17 protein-coding genes are annotated in these 26,544 nt (G+C 44.4%); all 17 read left to right on the top strand.

The window, feature by feature from the left end:
- The first annotated feature begins 1 nt into the window (after position 1).
- Entirely contained in the window at positions 2-1,363 is a 1,362-nt protein-coding gene (gene tagH, locus Q0791_RS15070) for a type VI secretion system-associated FHA domain protein TagH (RefSeq protein WP_299008020.1), read from the top strand.
- Complete coding sequence (tssJ, locus tag Q0791_RS15065; RefSeq protein WP_299008018.1) at positions 1,363-1,893, top strand: type VI secretion system lipoprotein TssJ; 531 nt, start codon at positions 1,363-1,365, stop codon at positions 1,891-1,893. The genes tagH and tssJ overlap by 1 nt, the downstream gene beginning before the upstream one ends.
- Before the next feature lie 2 nt (positions 1,894-1,895).
- The gene (tssK, locus tag Q0791_RS15060; RefSeq protein WP_299008016.1) at positions 1,896-3,230 is read left to right on the top strand and encodes a type VI secretion system baseplate subunit TssK; all 1,335 of its coding nucleotides are present in this window, start codon (positions 1,896-1,898) and stop codon (positions 3,228-3,230) included.
- A gap of 93 nt (positions 3,231-3,323) precedes the next feature.
- On the top strand, positions 3,324-4,112 hold the full coding sequence (gene icmH, locus Q0791_RS15055; RefSeq protein WP_299008014.1) for a type IVB secretion system protein IcmH/DotU: 789 nt from the start codon (positions 3,324-3,326) through the stop codon (positions 4,110-4,112).
- 9 nt (positions 4,113-4,121) lie between these two features.
- The gene (gene tssH, locus Q0791_RS15050; RefSeq protein ID WP_299008011.1) at positions 4,122-6,713 is read left to right on the top strand and encodes a type VI secretion system ATPase TssH; all 2,592 of its coding nucleotides are present in this window, start codon (positions 4,122-4,124) and stop codon (positions 6,711-6,713) included.
- Entirely contained in the window at positions 6,713-8,311 is a 1,599-nt protein-coding gene (locus tag Q0791_RS15045; RefSeq protein WP_299008008.1) for a sigma-54 dependent transcriptional regulator, read from the top strand. Before tssH ends, Q0791_RS15045 begins: the two co-directional genes overlap by 1 nt.
- The gene (vasI, locus tag Q0791_RS15040; RefSeq protein ID WP_299008006.1) at positions 8,287-8,973 is read left to right on the top strand and encodes a type VI secretion system-associated protein VasI; all 687 of its coding nucleotides are present in this window, start codon (positions 8,287-8,289) and stop codon (positions 8,971-8,973) included. The genes Q0791_RS15045 and vasI overlap by 25 nt, the downstream gene beginning before the upstream one ends.
- A gap of 114 nt (positions 8,974-9,087) precedes the next feature.
- Positions 9,088-10,518: a type VI secretion system protein TssA gene (gene tssA, locus Q0791_RS15035; protein WP_299008003.1), complete on the top strand. Its 1,431-nt coding sequence runs from the start codon at positions 9,088-9,090 to the stop codon at positions 10,516-10,518.
- Between the two features lie 9 nt (positions 10,519-10,527).
- Positions 10,528-14,118 (top strand): type VI secretion system membrane subunit TssM, encoded by a 3,591-nt coding sequence (gene tssM, locus Q0791_RS15030; RefSeq protein ID WP_299008001.1) that lies wholly within the window; start codon positions 10,528-10,530, stop codon positions 14,116-14,118.
- Positions 14,119-14,210: 92 nt separating this feature from the next.
- Positions 14,211-15,431, top strand: a complete 1,221-nt coding sequence (locus Q0791_RS15025; RefSeq protein ID WP_299007999.1) for a type VI secretion system ImpA family N-terminal domain-containing protein — start codon at positions 14,211-14,213, stop codon at positions 15,429-15,431.
- Between the two features lie 325 nt (positions 15,432-15,756).
- Positions 15,757-16,305, top strand: a complete 549-nt coding sequence (locus Q0791_RS15020; protein WP_299007997.1) for an Hcp family type VI secretion system effector — start codon at positions 15,757-15,759, stop codon at positions 16,303-16,305.
- A 543-nt stretch (positions 16,306-16,848) separates the two neighbouring features.
- Positions 16,849-18,978 carry a type VI secretion system Vgr family protein gene (gene tssI / locus Q0791_RS15015; RefSeq protein ID WP_299007995.1) on the top strand — a complete coding sequence of 710 codons (2,130 nt, stop codon included), beginning with the start codon at positions 16,849-16,851 and terminating at the stop codon, positions 18,976-18,978.
- Positions 18,975-19,658, top strand: a complete 684-nt coding sequence (locus Q0791_RS15010) for a DUF4123 domain-containing protein (RefSeq protein WP_299007992.1) — start codon at positions 18,975-18,977, stop codon at positions 19,656-19,658. The genes tssI and Q0791_RS15010 overlap by 4 nt, the downstream gene beginning before the upstream one ends.
- 15 nt (positions 19,659-19,673) lie before the next feature.
- Entirely contained in the window at positions 19,674-23,249 is a 3,576-nt protein-coding gene (locus Q0791_RS15005; RefSeq protein ID WP_299007989.1) for a hypothetical protein, read from the top strand.
- A 65-nt stretch (positions 23,250-23,314) separates the two neighbouring features.
- On the top strand, positions 23,315-24,349 hold the full coding sequence (locus Q0791_RS15000) for a hypothetical protein (RefSeq protein WP_299007987.1): 1,035 nt from the start codon (positions 23,315-23,317) through the stop codon (positions 24,347-24,349).
- Between the two features lie 141 nt (positions 24,350-24,490).
- Positions 24,491-25,426: a hypothetical protein gene (locus tag Q0791_RS14995; protein ID WP_299007985.1), complete on the top strand. Its 936-nt coding sequence runs from the start codon at positions 24,491-24,493 to the stop codon at positions 25,424-25,426.
- On the top strand, positions 25,405-26,487 hold the full coding sequence (locus Q0791_RS14990; RefSeq protein WP_299007983.1) for a hypothetical protein: 1,083 nt from the start codon (positions 25,405-25,407) through the stop codon (positions 26,485-26,487). The genes Q0791_RS14995 and Q0791_RS14990 overlap by 22 nt, the downstream gene beginning before the upstream one ends.
- The last annotated feature ends 57 nt before the right edge of the window (positions 26,488-26,544 follow it).

Here is a 26,544-nt window from a genome sequence, read left to right as displayed (position 1 = left end):
ATTGCATAAATCAATTACATTTCAAGTTGTGAATACCCAGTTATTGGAATCTGGATTGGCGACAACACATAAATTTGACGAAGCGGGTGGCGTCATAGGTTCGGCGAGCAGTGCCGATTGGGTGCTCAACGACAGTGAATACAATATTAAGCCACAGCATTGTCAGTTGCTTAAAGTGGATGGTGAGTTTTGCTTAATGGAACTGGCCGGTCCCGTGTATATCAATGGAGCGACACTACCTATAGGCTTTGAAAAAAAGGTCAAGTTAAAAGATAACGATACTTTGATTTTGGGCCAGTATCATGTTCGCGTTAATTTTGACTTAGCAGCGGGCAAACAGCATCAAGGTAGCCAAGCATTAGAAGATTTATTTCCTCAAACAGAAAACGATGTGGATTTATTAAGTGATGAATTGTTTGAACCTATCGTTGCGGCACCTGCGGCCGTGATAAAAGATGATCCATTAGAAGCCTTAGATGCGCTTCAAACAAGCAAGATAGAGACGTTGAATTTACTACAAGATGATCTTCCCGTCACTCAAGCTGAGACACCAGAAGATGACTATCTATTGGGTAAAGATCAACAGTGGCAAGGGCAAGATTTTATTGTTCAGGCGGATTCTGAATTTGATACCGATTCTGCGATAGCGCTTAAACAAAAACACAGTATGGATAAATTTATTATGGATGAGAAAACACTGGATTTACTTGAATCTGAGCTGAGCACTGATGCAGGAACGAATTGGAATGATGAGCTAGGTACAGGCATGAATCACTTAGCCGTGGGGCCATTGTTCAGAGGCCTAGGCGTGCAGGTGGGGAATAAGAATGATTCCAATCAAATGCAAGGGGTGGCAATGGAGATGGGGAGCGCTCTGCAAGCCACCATTAAAGGCTTACTCTCATTACATCAAAGTGTGAATAACAGTCGCTATGCGCATATTAATAAGAACTTGCAGCCAATAGAAGATAATCCATTGAGACTCGGTTTAGGGTATGAAGATACCATGAAAACTCTGTTTGATAATCAATCTTGTGCAGTGCATTTATCTTCTCAAGCCGCGATTGCAGAAAGCTTAAAAACCATTGAATTGCATAATGAAGCGGTACAAACGGCCATTACAGAATCCCTTGGGCATATTTTAGAGGCCTTTTCACCACAAGGGTTAATGAAGCGTTTTAAAAAGTATCGCCGCGCCAGTGATGTTCAAACTCAGTCTACAGAGCATTGGGCGTGGAATATGTATGAAAGTTATTATCAAGAGCTTACTTCGAATCGCCAACAAGGATTTGAAAAGCTATTTTGGGAAATTTTCGATCAGGCTTACGATAAAAAATTACGTGAACTACAGCGGTTAGCCTAATGAGCTATGTACGTTTAGGACTCATTTTAAGCGTGCTAATTCAGTTGGGAGCATGTAGTTCGGCATGGGAAGCCACACAAAAAGCCGGTCAGGTGATCTGGGATCCTGATACGCCAGTGGGCGCGCCGAAAAACTTACCGACTCAAGTGACTTATAGCATGGTAGGGGATCACGTGCTTAACCCTAATGTGAGTGGCGATTCGACACCTGTGGTGTATCAAGTTTTTTTACTTGAAGATGATTCGTTATTTATGGCGGCAGACTTTGATACTTTGATCGAAGATCATAAAAAAGCATTAGGGTCTAATTATATTAAGCACAGTGATTACATCATTTTTCCGGATCAATTTAAATTTATTGAACCTTTAAAGCTGAAACCTGACACCCAGTATATTGGCGTGATGGCGCAATATAGCGATCCCAACATGGCGCAGTGGAAAAAAGTCGTCAAGGTAAAGCCCATTGGCCGAGAATATCACTTACTCATGTTCTTTACGGAACATGAGCTCAAATTAGAAATAGTAGAATAATTATGTCATCGAGAAACCGAGTGATTTGGAATGAAGGTTTATTTATTAAACCTCAACATTTTCAACAGCAACAACGTTATTTTGAATACATTGTTGAGACAAAATCGTCTCAATCGACAGGTTACTTATACGGTATTACTCAGCTTAGCTTAAATCCTGAGTATTTAAGTTTTGGCCGCATTGCCATTGAAAATGCGGTAGGCGTGATGCCAGATGGCACAGTGTTTAATATGCCTCAAGAAGATGTATTGCCTGATGCATTAGAAGTGACAGACAGTGCCTTAGCCAACCAAATTGTGTACTTGGCATTGCCCATTAAAGGGGACTCAGTGACTGAAATTTCTCATGCCGATAAAATGGATGCCAGTCGATATGAGTCTCGCCGTTATGAAGTGCGTGATGTGCATACCGAGCAAGGGGACTTGACCACGATAGATGTGAGTCCATTGCGCATGCGTCTGATGCTTGAAAAAGACGATCGCAGTGCCTATACCTCATTGGCTATTGCGCGAATTTTAGAAAAGCGTCCTGACGGCAGTGTCATGCTCGATGACAGTTTTATTCCTTGCCATTTAAATGTGACTGGCGTGCCGAGACTACACCGTTTCATCGGCGAAATGGCGGGCTTGATGAAAGAGCGAGCCAAAAATATTGCTCAGCGCATAGGTATGCCAAGCCAAGGTGGAGTGGCTGATGTGTCTGACTTTATGTTGCTGCAATCACTGAATCGCATGCACCCTATTTTGCAGCACATGGCCACTCAAAAGCGTATTCATCCCGAGCGTTTATATGAAAATTTGATCAGTATTTGTGGTGAGCTATTTACTTTTACCGATGAGAGTCGAACGGCGCCAGAGTTTAAGGCCTATAACCACAAACTGCCTCTGGAATCTTTTGCGCCTATTATGACATTGCTTCGTCAGTCCTTGAGTATTGTCCTTGAACCTAAAGCGGTATCATTGCAATTGCATCAGCGTAAGTACGGCTTGCAAATCGCGCCAGTACAAGATCCTGATCTCGTCAAAGAAGCGACATTTATTTTGGCCGTGAAAGCTAAAATGCCGTTGGATGATTTACGCAAATTATTTATTCAACAAACCAAAGTGGCCTCGGTTGAGAAAATACGCGAGCTGATTTCATTGCAATTACCGGGCGTCCCTTTAACACCGCTACCTGTGGCGCCGCGTCAATTACCTTATCATGCAGGCTTTACCTATTTCCAATTAGATCGTGCAAGTCCTGAGTGGCGCATGCTTAATAATTCATCGGGTTTTGCTTTCCATGTTGCCGGTGATTTTTCAGAGCTCGAATTACAATTTTGGGCCATAAGAAGCTAATGGAGGAGCGAATGATAAAGGGTGATAAAGATAATATCGACGCTGAGCAGCAATATTGGTTGCATGTGTTGGCTATAAAAGGAGCGAGTAGCAATGGATGACAAACCAAAAAAGCAACAGGTTGATGCTAGCTTAGACGGAAGTTTATTTGATCATGCTAAACAGATGGATAGCGACCAACAATATTGGTTTAAGTTACGTGGCGAGAGTATTAATTTACTGATCGATGCCGCCACGCCTCTGTTAGGCATGGCACTGAGGGTAAAAAAGCTCACCGCACATGAAGGTGTGCCTGCTCTTTACCAGCAGACGTTAGAAGACATTATTGCCATTGAAACGGAATTGGTTGCAGCAGGCTATGAGCATGCCATAGTGCTGGCTTATCGTTATTTATTATGCTGCTTTATTGATGAAGCCGTCATGAGTACCGAATGGGGCTCCCAAAGTGTTTGGGCTGAACATTCTTTACTGACGCGTTTTCATAATGAGACTTGGGGTGGTGAAAAAGTATTCACTATTTTACAAAGACTTGAGAGTGAACCGCACAAATATAAAGATTTATTAGAATTTATCTTTTTATGTTTCTCTTTGGGCTTTGAGGGTCGCTATAAGGTGATGGCGAATGGCCGTGAAGAGTTCGATAAAATTTATACTGAGCTCTATGAAACCATTCGCCGTTTAACAGATGAAGAGCCTGAGCAGCTCACAAGTGCCACCGAACATGTGGTCAATACTAAGTATAAAATTGGTCATCAATTACCTTTATGGACCATTTTTGCTGGTTTCTTCTGTTTGCTCAGTGTCATTTTTACTTTTTATTCAGTGTCATTAAATCAGAAATCATCTGGTGTACTGAATCAATTATTTCAGATTTTAAAATAGGGAAATTTTATGATCCGTATCGAATTATCGACTCTGATCGGTAAGCTTAATCAACAGAGTAAGCTGGGATTAGAGCAAGCCGCTTCTTTATGCATTAGTCGTCAAAACAGCGAAGTGACCATAGCGCACTTGTTGTTTGTTCTGCTTGATAACCCCTTGTGCGATATGCGTGTGCTGCTAAAGCAAGCCAATATCGATCATGAGTTAGTCAAGCAATACTTAGGGGACTCTTTGCCTCGTGAACAAGATTTAGAGACTCGTCCTGGGTTCTCACCTTTGCTGGTGGAGTTATTGCAAGATGCTTGGTTATTATCCAGTACCGATCTGCAAGAATTAACATTGCGATCAGGTGCTATTTTTGCCGCCGCACTGATGCGACCTGAACGTTATTTACCCTTTAATTTGGTTTCACTGTTTGAGGGGATTAATCGTGAAGACTTGCGTAAGCATTTTGTCGCGCTCACCGAAAACTCTGCTGAGTCTGCCAGTGTGGCTAAAGAGGAGAGTAAAGCTGCTTTAGTAAATAATACTGACAGTGCATTGGTGAAATTTACCACTGACTTTACCGAATTGGCCAGGCAAGATGAGTTAGATCCTGTGCTGTGCCGCGATGATGAAATCGCCTTGATGATTGATATTTTATGTCGTCGTCGTAAGAACAACCCGATTGTGGTGGGTGATGCGGGTGTGGGTAAAAGCGCCGTAGTTGAAGGCTTAGCCAGACGTATTATCGAGGGCAAGGTACCCGATAGATTAAAAGATGTCAGTTTGTTATCTCTAGATTTAGGCTTGTTGCAGGCGGGCGCATCGGTTAAAGGGGAATTTGAAAAACGCCTAAAAGCGTTAATCGATGAAGTGAAAGCCTCACCTAAACATATTATTTTATTTATCGATGAGGCGCACACTTTGATTGGCGCCGGTAATCAAGAAGGCGGCGGTGATGCGGCTAACTTGCTTAAACCTGCATTGGCGCGTGGTGAATTGTGCACTGTCGGTGCGACGACTTGGAAAGAGTATAAAAAGTATTTTGAAAAAGATCCTGCTCTGACACGTCGCTTTCAATTGGTGAAGCTGGATGAGCCCAGTGTCGATCAAGCGGTGGATATTCTTCGTGGTCTACATCATGTGTACGAAAAATCCCATCAAGTGTTAATCAATGACTCGGCTTTAGAAGCCGCTGCACGTTTATCGGCGCGTTATGTGGCCAATCGTCAGCTGCCGGATAAAGCCATTGATGTATTAGATACCGCCTGTGCGCGTATTGCCATTAATTTAAGCTCGCCGCCAAAAGGCATGGCTGAACTTGAAAGCTTAGGCTATCAGCATGAAAAAGAAATCAGCTTATTAGAACGCCAGCAACATCTAGGTCAAACCATAGATGAAGCCAGGTTGAGTGAGCTTAAGGCGGCAGCGGAGCAACAAGCCCATGATTATGAGCAATTGGAAGCTAGCTGGAAGCAACAACAAGGGTTAGTTTCAGAGATGTTGTCCCTTCGTGAGCAATTGCTAAATGAGAATAACAGTGAAAACTTTGATGATATTCGCGCTCAAGTACAAGCATTAAATTTGACCATTGAAGAGCTCACTCAAGATGGGAAACTGGTTTACCCTGAGGTGGATGCCGAGCAAGTGGCGGCGGTGATTGCTGACTGGACAGGGGTGCCAGTGTCGCAAATGAATACCGACGAATTGCATAAAATTACCCATTTACCTGCCATTTTAGGAGAGGCGTTAAAAGGTCAGGATGTTGCCATAGAGCGTATTCATCGCAATATGTTGACGGCACGCGCCGATCTGCGCCGAGCGGGCCGCCCTAAAGGCGCATTTTTGCTGGTGGGCCCAAGTGGTGTGGGTAAAACGGAAACGGTAGTGCAAATAGCGGAGCAGCTTTATGGTGGTAAGCAATTTCTCACCACCATTAACATGTCTGAGTACCAAGAGAAACATACAGTATCGCGTTTAATCGGATCGCCGCCGGGCTATGTGGGCTTTGGTGAAGGTGGAGTATTAACCGAAGCTATTCGTAAGATGCCTTATTCTATTGTTCTGCTTGATGAAGTCGAAAAAGCACACCCAGATGTGTTGAATCTTTTCTACCAAGCTTTTGATAAAGGTGAGCTTGCCGATGGCGAAGGGCGACTGATTGATTGCCAGAATATTATCTTCTTTTTGACCTCTAACTTAGGGTATCAAAGCATTGTCGATAATGCGGACACCCCTGAGAATATTGATGATGCCCTATACCCAGAACTGGCCGAATTTTTCAAACCTGCCTTATTAGCGCGTATGGAGATAGTGCCCTATTTACCTTTAGGTGAAGCCGTGTTGAAAGACATTATCGGTTACAAGCTTGATAAGTTAAAGAGCCTCTTGGTTGAGCGTTATAAGGCCGAGGTGAGCATAGCGCCTAGCTTAGTGGACGAGATTTACAGACGTTCGACTCGCGCTGAAAATGGGGCGCGTATGTTAGAAGCCATTATTGATGGTCAAATGTTACCGCCTGTGTCACTGGCATTATTGAATAAGCTGGCCAATAAAGAAGACGTTGAGCAGATCCATTTGGACTTCATTGATGGCGAATTTGTGGGCGAGGTTATCTAGTGCAATCCCAGCAATGGTTACAGCGAGCATCAGCATTATTGGCGTGCCGTCAAGTGACGCCGTTAATTAATGAGTTTTTGAATGGCTTAAGTGTTGAACTGCCGTCTGACTTGTCTTTTTTACTGTTACCCACAGTGGATGGACGTGAGTTGACTGTAGTGGCCAATGAGCCTGATTATTTTCAATCCATTGCCAGCGGTGTTAAGTGGGAAGTGGATGATTTTGAACATCCTTTCTCTCATGTGCTGCAATCGCAAAAAACCATGGTGCTGGATCATGAGACCTTGCTGTATTGGCAAGGTCACAGTGGGTTTATGGCCTTAACCCTGAATATGAAAAAAGATCAGCACTTGGCTATTTATCCATTAAACAACGATAAAGGTGCCGTTGTTGGCATTTTGGTGCTGGCTTTGCCAGCGGCCATGGCGGCAGATTTAGTGGAACGTTCAGATTGGCAAAACTTTGTGGCTGTGTTCACGCGTCATTGGCAGTTGCTTGAATCGATTCGTCATCAAGATAGGCAGCAGAGTTTACTCTCTGACTCTATTGTCTCTATTCGTAAAGAAAAGTTTGATAAAGAGCAGGCCGAGGCTTTAAGCCATGACTTGGTCGGTAGCAGTGAATTGATGCAGACCTTGCGCAAAGAGATTATACGTGTTGGGCAATCTGATTTAGCTGTGATGATCCAAGGGCAAACGGGCACAGGGAAAGAGTTAGTGGCTCGTGGTGTTCATGACTATTCTAAGCGAAAACATGCTCCTTTTATTGCTATTAACTGCGCTGCTATTCCAGATAACTTATTAGAATCTGAGTTGTTTGGTTATGAGAAAGGGGCCTTCTCGGGCGCTGAAACGGCGAAAAAAGGCTTAATCGCTTGCGCGGATGGCGGCAGCTTGTTTCTCGATGAAATAGGCGATATGCCCTTGCTATTGCAAACTAAGCTGCTGAGAGTGCTGGAAAGTCGTCAATTTAGAGCGTTGGGAGCCGCGAAAGAAAGCCAATCTGATTTTAGGTTGATTGTGGCGTCTCATGTGGATTTAAAGCAAAAATCTCGCACAGGTGCATTTAGGCAGGACTTGTTTTATCGCTTATGCCAGTTTCCTATTCGCATTCCGGCGTTAAAAGACAGAGTGAGCGATGTGCCCGAATTAGTTAAACATTTTATTCATCGTTTTAATACTCATCAAGAAAGACACATTCCAGGAGTGCGTTTCTCCGCTATCGATAAACTGGTCAAGCATGATTATCCCGGTAATGTTCGAGAGCTGAAAAACATAGTGGAATATGCTTGTGCCTTGACGTTAGATGGCCAAGAAATCGATTTGAGCGCCTTGCCAACATTGGATATTGAGCCTGAAACCCCCTTTGATGCGAGCACTAATCAGGGAGAAAAGCCATTTCCAGCCAGCTTATTGAGTGATATTACACACAAGTTTGATCAAATCGATGATCTTAAAGAAGCGGTGTTGCAATTTGAGCGGGCAGTGATAGAGGCTAGGTTGTCGTCTTTTTCTGGGGATCGTGGCCGCGCGGCGACCAGCTTAGGTTTGCCTAAAAGAACCTTGGCACATAAATGTATAAAATTGGAGATAAGTTAATGATGGCACAGATCAAAGGAATGTTACTGGCCTTGTTGTTTTGTCCGGTATTACTGGTGCATGCTGAGGGCACTTTACTTGAAGATGCCCTTGAGTGTCGACAGATCCCTAGCAAGTTAGAACGTCTATTGTGTTTTGATACCGTATTTGTCACCCCAACGGTGAGTGAGTCAACACAAACTCAAGTGACAGAGGATCCTCATACTAAGCAATGGAAGCGCGCGTTTGAAAACGAAGCGAACCGAAAAAATCAACGAGGCTTTTTACTGAGTGACGCCTTTACTACGCCTGATGATGATCCCAATATTTGGGCAACGGCCCAGGCCATAGGCGCTATTCCGCCAAGACCCATTATGATGCTCAGTTGTATTGATAATATCAGCCGTGTTGAGCTGATTTTTGCCGATCCCATTAATATTCGCACTGCGGCGATTAGCATTAAAACGCCAAAAGGTGAGTCGACTCAGAATTGGATGGTCGACGACTCTGGCTACATTTTGCGCACAGGCCGAGGATTGCAGGCGATTGTGGCAATGAAGGCCATGTTGTTGGGTAAAGAATTTGTGTTGGGATCGGAGCACAAATGGATTGATGGGCTGCAATTTGATACTCACCAAATGGAACAGTCCTTAAAGGCATTGCGCCGTGAATGCAGTTGGTAGATCAAGGGAGAATGATCATGTTCAAAGCGTGTGTGTGGTCAAGGCTTGTCCTTATTAATGAAGAGAACCTTTTGGCGCTGAACAATAGGGGTGCAGTGGCTTGGAGGAGCAGAAATGTCTAAAGAATATTTAACAAAAATTACTCAGCCTATCAGCCAAGATAACCCTGTGGGCGAGCGTTTATTTGACGATCCTTTATTTGACTTTATTGAATCACAAATGATTAAAGTGGGCTCTTTGTCTCACAGTGACATTCAGTGGCGTGAAGTCGAAACGGGAATTGTGACCTTATTGGAAACTAAGTCCAAAGATCTTAAGTTAGTGACTTATTTGCTTCAATGCTTACAGCATCAAGCGAGCATTGAACGCTTTACCTTATCTTTGCTTATTTTACATGGTTTTATGCAAAGTTTTTGGGAAAGCTGTTTTCCCGCACCCGGTGCTCGCGGCGTATTGCCAAGGCGCCGTTTCTTTACTCAGATCATGCAACGTTTGGTCAAAGCGGTAGAAAATCTAGACACTGAATTTTGCGATCACGACGAAAAGCAAGGGATGACTGAAGCCTTAGCCGCCTTAATGGCCATTGCCAAGCAGTTCGAATTGCCTCTTGATGAGTTAACCCGTTTAGAGTCAGCCTTAAAACGGCGTTTAAGCGGAGAGTCTAAACCTAAACCCGCCGCTCAATCGACTGAGCAGTCTGACGTCACATCGACTCAAAATGCGTATCATGCCAGTGCTGGAGGGAGCGCGCCAACGCCACCAAGTTTAAATATCGACTCCAGTAATGATAAGGCCACAAAACAAACTTTACAAAAAGTAGCTGATTTTTTGAGTGAATTTGAATTAGGTATTGAGCTGAGCTTGCGCCTGAGACGATTTTCTGTGTGGTTTTCTATTATCAGCCCACCTGAGCGAACCGCCAGTGGTGAGACACGTTTAATGCCCGTTGCGGTAGATAGAGTCAATGAATATAAAACCTTGCTGAGCAAAGGAGCCGATATGGCGCTGCTGCGGCGAGTGGAGCAAAGTTTAACTTTGGCGCCTTTTTGGTTTGATGGCCACTATTTAAGTGCGCAAATTTGCCAGTCTTTGGGCCATGCCGATTGGGCCAATGCGATTCGAGAAGAAACCTATTCTTTTTTAAATCGCGTGCCGGGGTTAATGGATATGTCCTTTAAAGGCGCGGTGCCATTTGTCAGCAGCGAGACTCGCCAATGGTTAGACAGTGCCAGTGGTGCCAGTAAAGGTGGCGGCGAAGTGATGAGTAGCTGGGATCAAAAGCGTAAAGAGACCTTAGAGCTTGCCGAGCAAGGCGGCTTGTCAGTGGCGTTAGCCATGTTAAATGATGGCATGAGCAGTACTAAAGAGCCAAGAGAGCAATTTTATTTGAGATTGATCAGTGCAGAATTAATGGATAGCCACCAATTATCGGCCATGGCTAAAGTTGAATATCATCAGTTGCATACGCAGGCGATGGAGACCAGTTTAACAGATTGGGAACCAACCTTGGTGTCACATCTACAAAAAGTCACCTCGGTGAACTAAGGACAGGGAATGAGTAATATATTGTCTATAATGAAAGGTTTTTTAACGAAAATCTTACCTGAATTAAAATCCGCTTTGCCGATTTTGTTGGCAGTGATTTTTGTCTTGGTCAATGTGGCCATTTGGTGGGCAGGTCCTTGGCTTGAAATTGAAGAGCAAAAGCCTTTTGCTTCTGTGGCGGCTCGCGCCATATTCAGTACCATTTTTTCACTGTCTTGCTTTACCTTATGGGGAGTATTGCAATGGCGTAAAGTGAAAGCCTATGCGGCGCAAGAAATCAAAGAACAGCAGCTGATTGAAGATCCCATTCAGGGCATAGTCGAGCGCCAAGAAGTCGAGCTTAACCAGGTCATGGCGCATCTCAAGCAAAGTTTAAATAAGCGTAATTATCTTTATACTTTGCCTTGGTTTTTGGTGTTAGGGCTAGAAAATGCGGGTAAAACCAGCCTGATTAATCGCTCTGGTCAACAATTTATGTTTTCAACGACTCGCCGCAGTGCGGGACGTAAAAGTAAAAATCCTTTTTCTTTTGATTGGTGGGTCGGCCGTGATGCCGTGCTTATCGATCCTGACGGCGAGCTATTAACCCAAAGGCAAACCCAAGTCGAAGGCAGTGGAGAGATGGAGCGCCGTTTATGGCTTCATTTTGTGCAGTGGCTAGAGAAAACCCGTAACCGTCGCCCATTAAACGGCGTGGTATTAGCCATAGATGTGGCCGACATGGTCAGTGGCACTGTGTCTGACAGAAAGGCTTATGGTCAGCTTATTCGTACTCGATTACGGGAGCTAATGGAAACTCTATCGACCCGCTTACCTGTGTATATCTCGTTGACTAAGCTAGATTTACTTCAAGGTTTTGAGCCTTTTTTCCGCCATTATACCCAGAGTCAAAGAGATGAAATTCTCGGCTTTACCTTTTCGTTAAATTCGGTGGATAATCTCGACAGTTGGTTAGAGGAGTTTGATGCCGACTTTGCTGTGTTTATTGAGCGCATCAATGCCTGTTTACCTCGCGCTTTGCTGCAATGCCGTGATGTGGAAGAGCGGGCTGAAATTTATAGTTTCTCCCGTCAAATTGCCGGTGCCCATGGTGTATTACGTAACTTTTTTAACGAGGCTTTAGCTTCAGATCAATTTTCGACTTCTGCATTAGTGCGTGGTGTGTACTTTACCTCTGTGTATCAAGAAGGGGTGCCAACCAATGCTTATGTCGATAGCGCATCGCGTAAATATGGTTTAACTGAAACTATTAACAGTGCACAAAAAAGTGAAAACTCCACCGCCTTTTTTACTCAGCCTTTGTTTAAACGCATTATTTATCCTGAGGCGGGTTTAGCTTCTGATAATTTTAAAGTGGCTAAGCAAAAGCGTCGTTTGATGGCCTTATCTTTTGTGGCTTGTTCTATCGCCTCGGTATTGCTGGTGGGCAGTTGGCATCGTTATTATTTGCAAAATAACAAGCAAGCGGATGCCGTACTCAGTAAAGTAAATAGCTTTAACGAACAATATCATCAATTTAGTTTTGATGAAGTGGCTAAAAGCATAGTGCCGCCTTTAAATACCATTCGCTCGGCAACCTTAGAGTTTGGCTTTTTCCATGAAAAGCCGCGCTATGTGTCAGATCTGGGATTATATCAAGGCCATGTCATTGGCCCTAAAGTGGAAGAAACCTATCTGAACTTATTGGCTTATCGTTATATTCCCGCCCTGTTAAAGCAAGTGGCCACGGACATGCTTAATGCCTCAAAAGCCAGCGATGAAAAGCTGTCTTTATTGCGAGTCTTTAGAATGATGGTGGATCAAAGTGGTCGTCAAAATAAGTTTGTGACCGATTATTTTGCTTCGCGCTGGCAGCAAGCCTATGAAGGGGATCGCGAGTTACAGGCTCAGCTCATGGCGCATCTTGACTATGCCCTTGAACATACTAATTTAGAGGCCATGCGCCAAGCGGGTAATGAGGAGGCCATTGATGCTATTAGTCCCTATGATGGTTTGATCGCTCGCACTCAGCAAGAACTGAGTCACCTGCCCATAGAGCAAAGGGTGTATCGTAACTTAAAGCAAACGGCATCCTCTGAGCTTGGCGGACCGCTAGATCTAAAACTCTCCACTGGGCCTGCCTTTGAACTTGTGTTTAGCGATCGCGATATCACAGGTAATGCTGAGTCATTAAATGTTCCTAGATTGCTGACGAAACAAGGCTTTAAAGGGTATTTTATTCCTAAGTCTGATTCTGTCTCTGAGTTGGCGTTAATCGATAGTTGGGTGCTTGGGCAATCACAATCCAGTGATTTCAGCGCGGAAGATAAAAAAGTGCTGCGTAATAAAATTCGCGATCAATATATCAGTGATTACAACAGTACTTGGCGAAGTGCTCTGAATCAATTTGATATCAAAGCCTTTGAAGATATTAATCACGGCGTATTTGTGCTGGATACGATCAGTTCGGGAAGTAAGCCTATTAGCCGTATATTAAATACCTTGTCCAATAATACTGAGCTTTTTCCCACCTTACCCGATGATGACAATGCCAAGGTGGCGCTAATGGCTACACCTGAATATAAAATTGCGGCCTTGATTGATGCTAATTTCGCTAAGCTCAATCAATTAGAAAAGGTGGATGGCACTCAGCCTAATTATATGGCTGAAGTGATGGACTCAGTGACTCAGCTTCATGGTTATTTGAAAGCAATTCAAGATGCGCCAGATGTGGGTAAAGCGGCGCTACAGGCGGCACAAGAAAGGTTAACACTCAATGATGCCGATCCTATTTTTGCATTGAAACGTATTGCCAGTAACTTACCTAAGCCCATGGACAGTATTATGGTGAAACTGGCCAATGAAAGTTGGAAGGTGGTTCTGCAAAGTGCCATCAAACATCTTGAAGTCCGCTGGCATAATGATATTTACCTTGAATATCAGCAAAAACTGGCGTCCCGTTATCCCTTTAATACCGAGACGACTAAGCAAGTGTCCTTAGCGGATTTTGAACACTTCTTTGGCCCTGAGGGCACCATTAATGTGTTTTATGAACAGCAAATGAAAATGTTTATAGAAGAGAACATCAATACCTTAAAGCAATTTGCACAAACAGAAGACGGCAATGATGGGGCCAAATCAGGTCTTATTCGCCAAGAAGTGATGGACTCCCTTAAGCAGGCGAAGCAAATTCAACAGGCTTTCTTTAATCGTCAAGGTAATTTGGATGTGCAATTTACCATGGAAGCGCTGCAAATGAGCCCCAATAAGCGCCGTAGTGTGATTAATATTGATGGCCAATATGTCGAATATTCCCATGGTCCACAACGCAGTGTGGAGCTGGTTTGGCCTAATACGTTGAGAAAGTCGGCTGAGAGTAAATTGACCTTAGTGCCGAGCGCCGCCAATCAATCGCCTCGCAGTTTAGCTTACGATGGCCCTTGGGCATTTTTCCGCCTCTTGGATACCGCAAGAATGACAGGTTCCAGTAGCACGAGTATTGATTATCAATTTTCTATCGATCAAGGGGATGTGACTTATCGCTTGCATACGCGAGATACAGCCAACCCATTTACCAGTCGTTTGCTGAGTGATTACAGCATTCCTGAAACCCTATATTGATGGACTCATTCGCTAAATGCTTCCCTTTTACCTTGATGTTTCAGTAGGTTTTATGGGGAGCATTTGGCCATTTTCAAAGGTGGTATTATATTGTGACAGAGCAAATTCTCACCGGAGTTAACCGTTTTAAGGTGACGCAAAAACCGGCCTTGCTCAGAGATGACAGTCGTTATCAAGCGATGCGTACGGAAATCAATCGGCGTTATAGTCCGTTAAGTGGTCGTGTTGATTGGGATAAAATCAAAAGTTTGGCTGAAAGTATTGCAACAGATGCAGGTGCAGACTTACTGACTTCAGCCTATTATTGTGTGGCCGTGTGTAAAACCGATGGCGTGTCGGGGTTAGCCACAGGTTTAGAGTTGATGTTAGCTGTGCTGGCCCATGCCAGCAAAGAGTCTAGCCCGTCACTGGAGAAAACCACTGAGATCATCAATTGGATGGTGACAAGAGTGACGCCGGATTTGAAAGAGTTGCTGGGCACTATGGATAATGTTCGTGACTTGTATCGCTGTGAATATGCTTGTCAGCAGTTATTTGAGTTAGTGCAATCTTATCAGCACAGTGAATCATCAAATTTAACCCCGAATTTGGATACGCTAGGTTTTTTGATTTTTGAAAAGCTCGATGCGGTGAATCAAGTGCATAACGTGGTGCCCACGCTGAACAACCTCAAGAGCAAGAGTAAGGACTCACAACGTAAGTTGTTATTTTGGCGAGGACTGTCTTTTTCTTGTTTAGGCGTCTTGAGTTTTTCTATCATCTTTTTGCTGGGCACTTTATATAAAGCGCCACAGAATGTGGTGGATTTTTTAGTGGCGCAAACCACAGCCACTAAAGTGATAGCCGCCCCTAATCCGCCAAAGATAAGGTCTATTGATACACAAATCGATGCGCTATTTTCGGCTGTGCCGCCAACTGATAAAGATATGCTGATTTATCCTCAGCAAGTCGAGTTTCTCATTGATTTAGATAAATATTATCAGCGCTTTTCCAAAGCCCGTACTCGTATGGCCAATATTCGTCAGCAAATTAATGGACTCTCCAGTAATAACGCCAAAATTACTCAGTTAAAACAGATGTCCACTGAATTAGATCAATATGCCAGTAGTTTATCCCCTGTGTTAGGAAGGGCTTACTATATCGATGAGATCTTAAATACGGCGCAGCTAGATCGCGCTGAGCAAGAATTGAACTTATTGGACGCTCAATTAAAATCGTTACTTATTAAGCGTATGTTGTTAAAACAAGAGTGGGCTAAGCAAGCACTGGCTCACAGCCTTGAGCCTATGAAGGGCACTGAGCAAAGCCTTTAGCGGGAAGAAGGACAGCCTTGAGCTGCTTTTTAAACAAATGAGCCTTTAGCTTGCTGAGCAATAAGTTGCCCGCACTAAGCAATAACTTGCCTGTTTTGAGCAAGTTATTGCTCAAGCTGTGAGAATATAAAAATATTATATCTTAAAAACAATGGGTTAAAAATTGGCATGTAGCTTGCATTTATCTTATGTGGTTAGTGACCTTATTATGGAAAATAATAATGGTAAATTATTACTAACACATTGATAACACTTGTCAATATTGAAGAGTGTTTTAGGGACTCAAGTCAGTAGTAACTGACAAACATAGTTAAGGAATCAAGCTGTGCCAACACCATGTTATATCTCTATCTTAGGCCAAACTCAGGGACTCATCACTGCAGGAGCATTTACTGCCGATTCAGTGGGTGATATTTTTGTTGAAGGCCATGAAAATGAAATGCTAGTACAAGAATTTAGCCATGTTGTGAATGTACCGACAGATCCGCAATCGGGTCAGCCTTCAGGGCAGCGAGTACATCGTCCTTTTACTTTCACTGTCGCGTTGAATAAAGCCGTACCTTTAATGTACAACGCTTTGTCTACAGGGGAAAAGTTAACCAATGTGGTGCTTAAGTGGTACCGTACTTCTATTGAAGGTAAACAAGAGCAATTTTTTGTAACTTCATTAGAAGGCGCGACCATAGTCAATATTGAGTGTCAAATGCCTCATTGCCAAGATCCTAAGCAATCTAATTTCACTCAACTGGTTAAAGTGTCGCTTGCTTATCGTAAGATTAATTGGGATCACCTCACTGCTGGCACCACAGGGGCTGATGATTGGCGCAAACCCAATGAGTCACTGCTGGATGCAGTAAAGGGCGCTGCCAGCTAACAGCCCTGAGCGGCTGTTAAATGAGTTTTGAGCGGCTCTTACTTTAATGGATAAAGAGCAGTTTTGAGCGGTTCTTGCTTTAATGGATAAAGAGCAGCCCTGAGCGGTTTTACTAAATAAAGAGCAGCCTTGAGCGGTTTTATCTTGTTACTAAGAGTGAAAGCAGCCTTGAGCGGCTCTTTAAATGAGTTCTGAGCGGCTCTTGCTTTTACTGAGAAAGCAGCACGTCATCACAGCGCCCATATTCTGCTCTGTGGTGACGTCTTTATTTTAATCTTATGACTGTTTCGCTATGTGCCTTGTCTGTTAAGGGCCTATGTGCCTTGCCTGTTAAAGGCGCTATGTGCCTTGTTTGTTAAGGGCCTATGTGCCTTGTTTGTTAAGGGCCTATGTGCCTTGTCTGTTAAGGGCGTTATGTGCCTTGTCTGTTAAGGGGCTTGTCTGTTAAGGGCTTATAGCAAAGCAATAAAGTGAGCCAAGTGAACACGTTAGTTAACGTGCCCTAAAAGGTATAGTTATATAAAAAACAAAAAGGAATTTATCATGTCGTCACAAACAGGGAGCACAGCCAGTGAGCTATTGAGTGGCTCAGGCTTACGTTACCATTTTAGCGCAGAAGGGCTGGATGAAAGGTGTTTTGATGTAGCGGATTTTCGTTTTAGCGAGCGCTTATCCAGCCCTTTTGAAGTGCAAATCAGTTTAGTTAGCCGCCAAAGTGATATTAACCCTAGTGATGTGGTGGACTTAAGCGGTTTAATGCAATGGTCGGTTAATGGGGCGGTGCAGCGCCAAGTCCATGGTATCGTGAGCCGTTTTACTAAAGGCAATACAGGTCATCATCACACTCAGTATTACCTCACCTTAGTGCCTGCTTTTTCTCGTTTATCCCTGCGGCATAACAGCCGTATTTTCCAAACCCAAAGTGCCCTTGCCATCATTCAAACCTTGTTAAGTGAAATGGGCATAACCGATTTCGCCTTTAACTGTGAGCCAAGCTTAAGCGAGCGAGTGCGAGAATATTGCGTTCAGTATCGTGAAACGGATTTGGACTTTATTCATCGATTAGCCGCCGAAGAAGGCTTGTTTTATCATTTTGAGCATACGGCCACCAGCCACACCCTTGTTTTTAGTGACAGTCCGTTAAAGCTGACGAAACTTAGCGAGCCTTTTCCTTATAACGCCATTAATGGCGGCGTGTCTGATGTGCCTTTTGTGCGCCAGTTTGCTTTTACCCATAGGGTGCGCCCGAATGCTGTTACCCTCAAAGACAGCAGTTTTAAACAGCCCGAGTACAGTTTTTTGCAGCAAGTGCTGGCCAGCGATTGCGACTATCAGCAAACGGAAGAGGGGCAAAGCCGCTATGAGCATTTTGACTTTCCTGGGCGTTATAAGAGTGATGATACTGGCATGCCATATTCTCAGGCCAGATTAGAATATTTACGCCGCGATGCCAAACAAGGCCAAGCTAAGAGCAATATCATGGCGGCCAGCAGTGGTTATAAATTTGACTTAGTGGAGCATTTAGAGGAGGCATGTAATCGTGACTGGCTGCTAACGCGGGTGACTCATCATGGCGTGCAAGGCGCGGCGAGTGAAGAAGCCAACACCACTACGCCCACCACTTACCATAATGAGTTTGAGGTTATTCCGGCAAACAGTCCATGGCAAGCTAAGCCTAATCCTAAACCGCTGATCAATGGTGAGCAAATTGCCACTGTGGTGGGGCCCGAGGGGGAAGAGATATATTGTGATGAATTTGGCCGAGTGAAAGTGCAATTCCCCTGGGACAGATACAGCAATGGTGATGACTTATCCAGTGGCTGGGTGAGAGTCAGCCAAGGTTGGGCGGGCGGCCAATACGGCATGATGTCGGTGCCGCGCATAGGCAACCAAGTGATAGTCTCTTTTTTTGAAGGGGATCCGGATCAGCCCATTATTACCGGTCGCAGCCATGATGCGGTCAATACCCCTGCCTATAGCTTGCCTGAGCATCAAGCCCGCACTGTACTGAAAACCAAAACCCACAAAGGTGAAGGCAGTAATGAGCTGTACTTTGATGATGAAGCAGGCGAAGAGCGTATTTATTTTCATGCTCAAAAAGACATGAACATCAAAGTCACTGACACTCAGCGTAACGTCATCAATAACGCGCAACATTTAAGTGTCGCTAACGATCGTGTTGCCCTAGTGCAAAGTCATGATCATGCCACCATTAAAGGGGAGAGCCGCACTTTGATCGCAAAAAACCAGTCGGTGCAGATCAAAGGCAGCCAACACCAAAAAATCGGCAAAAAATACCTGCTGGAAGCAGGCAAAGAAGTGCACCTTAAGTCCGGCGGTAAAATGGTTATCGACGCGGGGGCGGAAGTGACCCTAAAAGTGGGCGGCAATTTTGTCAAAATCGATCCCGCAGGCGTGCATCTTGTCGGCTCGGCGATTAACTTAAACTCAGGCGGTAGCGCGGGCAGCGGCAGCGGCTATGGCGGTAAAGCGCCCATACTGCCCAAAGAAGTGCTTGATGCCGTAGTGGCGGAAGAGGTGGCGCCTGCGATTGTTGAGCAAAGCTTAGTCAGTGCAGTCGCAGCCGAGCTGCCTATGATCACTCTGTGTCAACGTCAAAGTGATGGTACTTGCCCAAGGGAAGATTGTCCTTGTTTGGGGGCACAAGCATGACACCTGTGGATTTCAATACAATTGGTTTTCATTCCAATGAAAAATGTTGGGCCGTCATAGATGCGGCAAATAACTACTTGCCTTGGCTTTATCAAAACGACCCTGCGCCGAATTATGAGTATTTATTTGATGACACTGAATTGATTGAGGCCATGCAAGTGGGGCCTATCGTATTGGCGTTAAAAAATGATGCGGATTTACTCTGGCTCAATGAAAAAGCGCAAAGCGATGACAAAATGAGTCTTATGATCATTTCATCCTCATTAACCACAGAGCAAGTCTTAGCTAAGTTGCGTGAGTATGTGATAGTGACCTTTGGCGAGAATAAAAAAGGCATCTTTAGATATTTCGATAAGCGAGTGGCCAGTTATTTCTTTCAAAATGAAACTCTCACTCATTTGTTCCCTGGTTTCTCGGCCCTTTACTGGTATGGCAATACCTATGTTCAGCAGCAAAAAGAGGGTCATCGCTGGTGGGGTGTTTTTCACCAGCATGAGGATGCTTCTGTGCTTTCCTCTAACGATAGTGTGCTTAATAAAAGTGTGCTCGAAAGCGATCAAAGCGTTAGGCTCAATCAAGTTCAAATGCAGCGCTTAAATCAAATGCAGCAAGAAAAACAACAAGTCTTGCAGCAAGTAACAGCACCTGAGTCGTTAATTCCATCCGTATTCAGTCAATGATAAAGGGAACTCATCATGGCCAGTGAATTAGAAACATGTAAGCAAAAAGAATTTCTCGTTGAAATTTTAGGAATAAAAGAATCGACCACGCAAAAAGTGGTGATCACAGGGCAAAAACCTGCAGATGAAGTCATTGACACTAAAAATAACAGCCAGCTACATGTGTGGCAGGCCAATGGAATGCGAGATAAGGCCACATTATTAGTTGAAACTGAGCAAGGGCCAATCGAGCTGCCTTTATTTGATAGCTTTTGGACTTCCGATCGCTGCCAAGGTAGCCATGATTATGTGGTTGCGCCCATAGTGCCTCTCGTGAAACTTGAGGATAATCGAACAGGGGTTATCCATGCCAGAGACGGCTTTTTGTATATTTTCATGGGGCAAAAAATTTGGCGTGAAATTCTGATAAGCTTTGAGGATGATTGCGCTCCCGTTTACAAAGACACCTTATTAACTAAGTTGCGATCGGAAGATGAAAACGCCGACATTCCATCAGAATATGACAGGCCTGCCATAGGTCAGCCCATGGAGGCGATTTTTCTTCCCATTAAAAACTATCGTGCTTGGGGCGGCTTGCTGGATAGCGAAAAACCACAAGTGTTTTACAGTGAGGTGCAACTCAGCGCCGAGCGCCTTAACGCATTAGAGTTGAATAAAAAACAATTAAGCGATCATTGTGAGCGTATTGCCTTTAATTTGCCCAGTGATCACGCGGGTTTTGGCCGTTTTTATAAATTAGATAAGGTTGCGCCACAGCGGGCTCGCAGCAAACAGTCTATCGGTGAGATGATGTACGCCGATCCCGTCGCCTATTTGCAAGACTTAAGCGGTGATTATGCCAAAGGCATTGGCGAACTCGCCGTTGAGGAATTAACCCAATTAGAAACAAATGGCCCCTTTGGTCACTTCCATCTCGACAGTTTAAAGTATCAAAAAACACCAGAGCCGGGGGAGATCAGTTTAGGCCGTTATGATATGGCCCCAAGGCTGAGAGCCTTGCATTTAAGCAAACATAGACCTGTGCCTGATGATGCTGTTATTCCTAATGACGATGAGCTATGGCAAAATCATGGCAGCGAAACGGATATTTTTGAGCAAAGCCGAAGCAATCATTATGTGGGCTTGATTTTAAGCGATCCTTTGTTTGATTTGCGCCATCAAATTGAGCAGACGGCCCAAGGTTTTGCTTATTTAACTGAGCTGCAAGAGTATATTGGCCGTCATGAGCATTTTAATTTAGCCAACTTTGTCCATCACGTCATTCTAGCCAAGCATGAACCTCAACTGGCTAAAATGTATAACGATTATGGCGATAGTGTGCCTGTGGGAGATGATGCGCCGTTAACCCGCATCATATTACCCGAGCTTAGGCAACTAGCCCGTGATGCCATCGAGCAAGCTCAGTATATGAGCAACAAATTAGTGAATCGTAATTATGGTCATGCGGCCTTGCTGGATTTATTTACTCTCAATAATGAAGACTATTTAGCGGGCCATCTACTCATTAGCCGCTTTGCCGACAGCTTGCTCTATAGCGCCGAAGGCAAAGACAGCTTCGTAAAAAAAGCCAACAAGCCTAAATACACAAGGCAAATCGTCTCGTTTTTAAATGCGTTAACTAATGGCCATGCACTCAAGCCCATTCTGTATCCTGTAGAAGGTAGCGTGCCCACAGATGCCAGCTTTGATTATCAAGCCGTGTTGCAACAAGGCCCCACGGAAAATTTAGGCGATGGCCATTACCGCCTTTATGAGTTACTTACCTTAGCCCAAGGGGATCAACTGAGCGACAAACCGCTGCAAACCTTAGATGTGATCTTTGCCGCCAGTATCGATCACAACCTCACCGAGCTCGCCGCCAAAGAGCAAGACGGCATGACCAGCGTGTTATCTGGCGCTAAGCGCTTTTTTAACGATGTCGGCGCCTATTTAGGCGGCTTAGCCGTAGCAGGCCAAGCTTACATGACTATGCTTAGCGGCAGTAACAGTATCGCTCGCAGCGATACTAAAGTCTTTGCTCGCACGTTAGAATTGCAAAAGGTATTGAGTGCCAATGCCTTTGCCGACATTCACTTTATCTCTGGCGACATTCCAGACGGTCACGTATTAGTCGGCGCCAGCTTTCAGCAGCAAGATTTTGGTGTGACGAGTAATCAAAAAGGCGTGAAGAAGCTCAATAACGTCAAAGTGGATGGCATAGGAGAAAGCGCCGACAAGTTAGCGGCGGCCAATCAAAAACATACCTTGATAAGTAAAAGCAATCTTGCCGCCAATGCTCACCCGTCAAGGCAGCCGCTGATCATCTTTACCGCCCCAGCGGACTCTGATGTAGCAAGAGTGTCTCAACATAAAACAATCAAAGACATGCAAGTGGCGGGTAAGCTGGAATCTGGCCTGCAAAAAATCATGCCCGGCTTGTTGTTGCTGGAACTTTGGAATTTGCAAGGGGCGATAGAGGTCTTTTCGAATAGTGATGGCAAAAGAGATGGTCGTGATACTGCTTCTTTAATTGGTGCAGGTTTAGATACCTTATTAACCTTTGAACAAGTACTGGCCTTAATTAATGAAAAAAATAGACTTTCTCGAATATTGGCCCCTAGGGTGATCTCGACTGGGAAAGAATGGTTATTAGCCAATACTAAAGCGGGCAGCTTATTGAATCGTATTGCGATAAAGTTAGTCGGACGTGTGTCGGCTGCTTATGTATTAGGTGGAATATCGGGGGCGATTACCGTTGGCGTCTATGTGGCCGACATGCTGCACGAGTGGAACCGCGGTAATAAAGACACGGCTATTGCCAATGGAGTGGCGGCTCTGTGCGCAGCAGGTTCTACCGGTGCTTTGATTGCAGGCGCTTTTGGCATAGGTCTTGCTATGCCCGTCTTTTGGGTGCTGTTTGTCATTGGCGGCATTGCCGCAGGCCTCGCCGTCTGGCTTAGCAAAGATGATGTAGAGATGTTACTCATCAATGGCCCGCTAGGGTTAGAGCCTAATAAGAGCCTTTATGGGCATTTACATCAGCCTAATGAGGCCTATTATCGTCTGGTGAGTTACTTAAATCAGCCACAATTGGAACTGACTCAGCTGTCGGATCATGACCTTAGCCAGTTGCAGCCGCTATTGCAGGAGCAAGGTATAAGCGCCCGCCAAGTGGATCAGCCTAATCGCCGCATCAGCGTCAAGGCCCACTTTCCTAACTGGTTTAAGCCCAATGATTATCGTCTGCAAGTGCGTCTGATTAAAGAGACTAAATTACCTTTAGGGCATAAGTCTCAATATATTCCTGCGATGAGAGAGGAAGTGGCTAATTTCACTCCTGTCTATCAGGAAACGGCGCTAGGCCTAGATATTCTGCTGCATAAGCCAGTAGGTGGCCTTGAAAAGCAGCGTATCAACGGGATGAAGAAAGATGCCATTATCAATTATCAATTACAGCTCAAGCTGCAATTGATTGCACAAAAGGGCCAGTCTGATGCTTGGGTTTTCCCCGCCCCTACAGTGGAAGATACTAGCATGTATAGCCACGCCGATCACACCCCCGACTTTAGCAATGATGAACAAGCCTTTTGGCTCTATCAAGAGTGGGCTTAATGCCCACTAGCTCGCTAAAGTGGTGACTCAATAGAATTTAGAATATCAATTAATAAGAGACAGTTATGACTAAAGCCACAAGCGTACCCGCTGGTTCTAATGCTAACGGTAAAGGCAATGTTAACACTAATGAGGCTTACCATGAGAAACAGCTCTCAGCAAGAGAATATTATGCCAATACCGCCTACTCAAGCGAGATGTGGAAGCAACAGCCCCACAATAAAAAGCACTTTTTTTCGGGCATGTTTGAGCTGGCGGTAAATGACATTCGTAATGTGATCCCTAAGGATTATATTGATGATACTTATGAAATCCTGCATGCAGAAATGGATCCCGACGAAGCCCATATTCCCTTTAGTTTCGATCATGAAAAAATTTGCACAGTTAAAGGCACGAGAGAATTTTTTGCCATCATTTGTACTCTAGGTGGCTATATCACTCTGATAGGGGGGGGGGTTTTTATTATTGGAGGGTTATTATTGATGTTATTAGTGATGAATAATCCAGAAAGGCTAGAGAATATGCAAGAATTTATTTGTTATTTTGGTTTGCTTCCTGCCTTTATTGGTGGCTTAATGATTGGCATAACCAAATTACCTAGGTCTATAGGCTTGGTCATTTTTGGCAGTGGCGTACGTGATTTTGAATTTAATCGCCGCACAGGCATGCTGACTCGCTGGAAGTATATTCCCCTAACGGGCATTAAGCGTCGCACTATCTCTAAGCCCTTCAGCGAATTTGTCCCTTACGTCTACCAGCTGAGAACGGGGGCGGGCACAGGTGCGGGCTGGAATATGATCATGATGCACAAGGACTCTCGCCGCTTAAGTTTTGGCACATCAGGATTATTAAACCCTATCTCTCACGGCGATGCCATGGCCTTTTGGGATTTCATTCAATGTTACATGGATATCAGCCGCCCTCTGCCTGATACTCCTATCTTAGAGATCCACAGACAAAAAGATCCTGTCACTCGCGAGCATGATAAAGAAACTGGCCGCCCCGAGCGCTACTGGCGTGATATGACCCACGATGAAATCCAAGTCAAAGCCATGGAAATGCGGCAGCGCATCGAACGCCTCGCCAAAGGCGAAGAATAAAAGTGGGGTCAGAGTAACCTTTTGAGGGCTTGGATATTTATCAAGCTAACAAGCTGGTGCCGACTCTCTATTTCAGAAGCGTACTTAGGAATACCTGAGCGACTCTGAATGGCACTAGGTGTTAATCAGCTTTGAGAATGATTGCGCTTCAATTTACTTACAAAGACGTACAAAGACACGCTATTAACTAAGTTACGGGCGGAAGATGAAAACGCCGATATTCCATCAGAATATGACAGGCCTGCCATAGGTCAGCCCATGGAAGCCATATATCTTCCCATTAAAAATTATCGCGCTTGGGGCGGCTTGCACGATAGCGAAAAACCCCAAGTGTTTTACAGTGAGGTACAACTCAGCGCCGAGCGCCTTAACGCATTAGAGTCGGATAAAAAACAATTAAGCGATCATTGTGAGCGTATTGCCTTTAATTTACCCAGCGATCATGCCAGCTTTGGCCGTTTCTATAAATTAGATAAAGTGGCGCCACAGCGAGCCCGCAGTAAGCAGTCTATTGGGGAGATGATGTACGCCGATCCCGTCGCCTATTTGCAAGACTTAAGCGGTGATTATGCCAAAGGCATTGCCGATCTCGCCGCTGAGGAATTAACCCAATTAGAAACAGACGGCCCCTTTGGACGATTCCATTTAGACAGCCTCAAATATCAAAAAACACCAGAGCCGGGGGAGATAAGTTTAGGCCGTTATGACATGGCCCCAAGGCTGAGAGCGCTTCATTTAAGCAAACATAGACCTGTGCCTGATGATGCTGTTATTCCTAATGACGATGAGCTATGGCAAAGTCATGGCAGCGAAACGGATATTTTTGAGCAAAGCCGAAGCAATCATTATGTGGGCTTGATTTTAAGCGATCCTTTGTTTGATTTGCGCCATCAAATTGAGCAGACGGCCCAAGGTTTTGCTTATTTAACTGAGCTGCAAGAGTATATAGGCCGCCATGAGCATTTTAATTTAGCCAACTTTGTCCATCATGTCATTCTAGCTAAACATGAACCAAAATTATCACAGCTCTATCGTGATTATGGTGATAAGGTGCCGTGGGCGATGAGGCGCCGTTAACCCGCATCATATTACCCGAGCTTAGGCAACTAGCCCGTGATGCCATCGAGCAAGCTCAGTATATGAGCAACAAACTGGTGAATCGTAATTATGGCCATGCGGCCTTGCTGGATTTATTTACTCTCAATAATGAGGATTATTTGGCGGGCCATCTACTCATTAGCCGCTTTGCCGACAGCTTGCTCTATAGCGCCGAAGGCAAAGACAGCTTCGTGAAAAAGGCTAATAAGCCTAAATACACAAGGCAAATATTCTCGTTTTTAAATGCGTTAAGTAATGGCCATGAGCTCACACCAATCTTATACCCTGCTGATGGAGAGGTACCAGCGGATGATATCTGGGATTATCAAGCCTGTTTGAATAGAGGCCCTAGCGAAAATAAGGGAGATGGTCATTGTCGAGTTTATGAATTATTAACACTAGCCCAAGGTGAGTTACTTAGCGACAAACCACTACAAACTATAGATGTGATTTTTGCTGCCAGTGTTGATGCTGAATTAGCTAAACAAAATGATGAGACTGGTAGTATATTGTCAGGCTCTAAGCGTTTTTTTAATGATCTTGATGCACATATGGGGGGGGGCGCCGTAGCGGGGCAAGCTTATATGGCTTCATTACGTTATAGTTCAGGTATTTTACAAACAAATGTTAAGGTGTATGCTCGTCCTTTCGAGTTGAAAAAAATTCTTAATGCTAGAGATTATAGTAAAATTCACTTACTTTCAGGGGAAATCCCCGACAATCATGTACTTATTGGGGCGCAAACAGCTGACTCTTCACATGGAATAATTCCCAATAACCCAATAAATAACAAGTCTAAAAGCCCAAAAATTAATGAATTAGGTAGCAGCAGTGACGATCTAGCAGCAGCTAATCATAAATATATTCTACAGAAAAAGAGCACTATCAATCCACGTACGCATCCTCCGCGTAAGTCATTAATTTTATTTACAGCGCCAGCGGACTCTGAAATTGCTCAAATATCGCAACACCAAAAAATAAAAGATATGGATACAGCTGGAAAGTTTGAAAAAGGCTTACTTAACCTGAACTCGGGATAAGAAATTGAACTAATAGCCCTCTTTGTGATCAGATCTTTCGACCAAGATTAATCAATC

Origin of the sequence: uncultured Shewanella sp. (assembly GCF_947495455.1) — a bacterium.
In the GTDB taxonomy this organism is placed as follows: domain Bacteria; phylum Pseudomonadota; class Gammaproteobacteria; order Enterobacterales; family Shewanellaceae; genus Shewanella.
The sequence above is the reverse complement of the archived record's forward strand: the minus strand, read 5'-3'. Positions and strand labels throughout refer to the sequence as shown.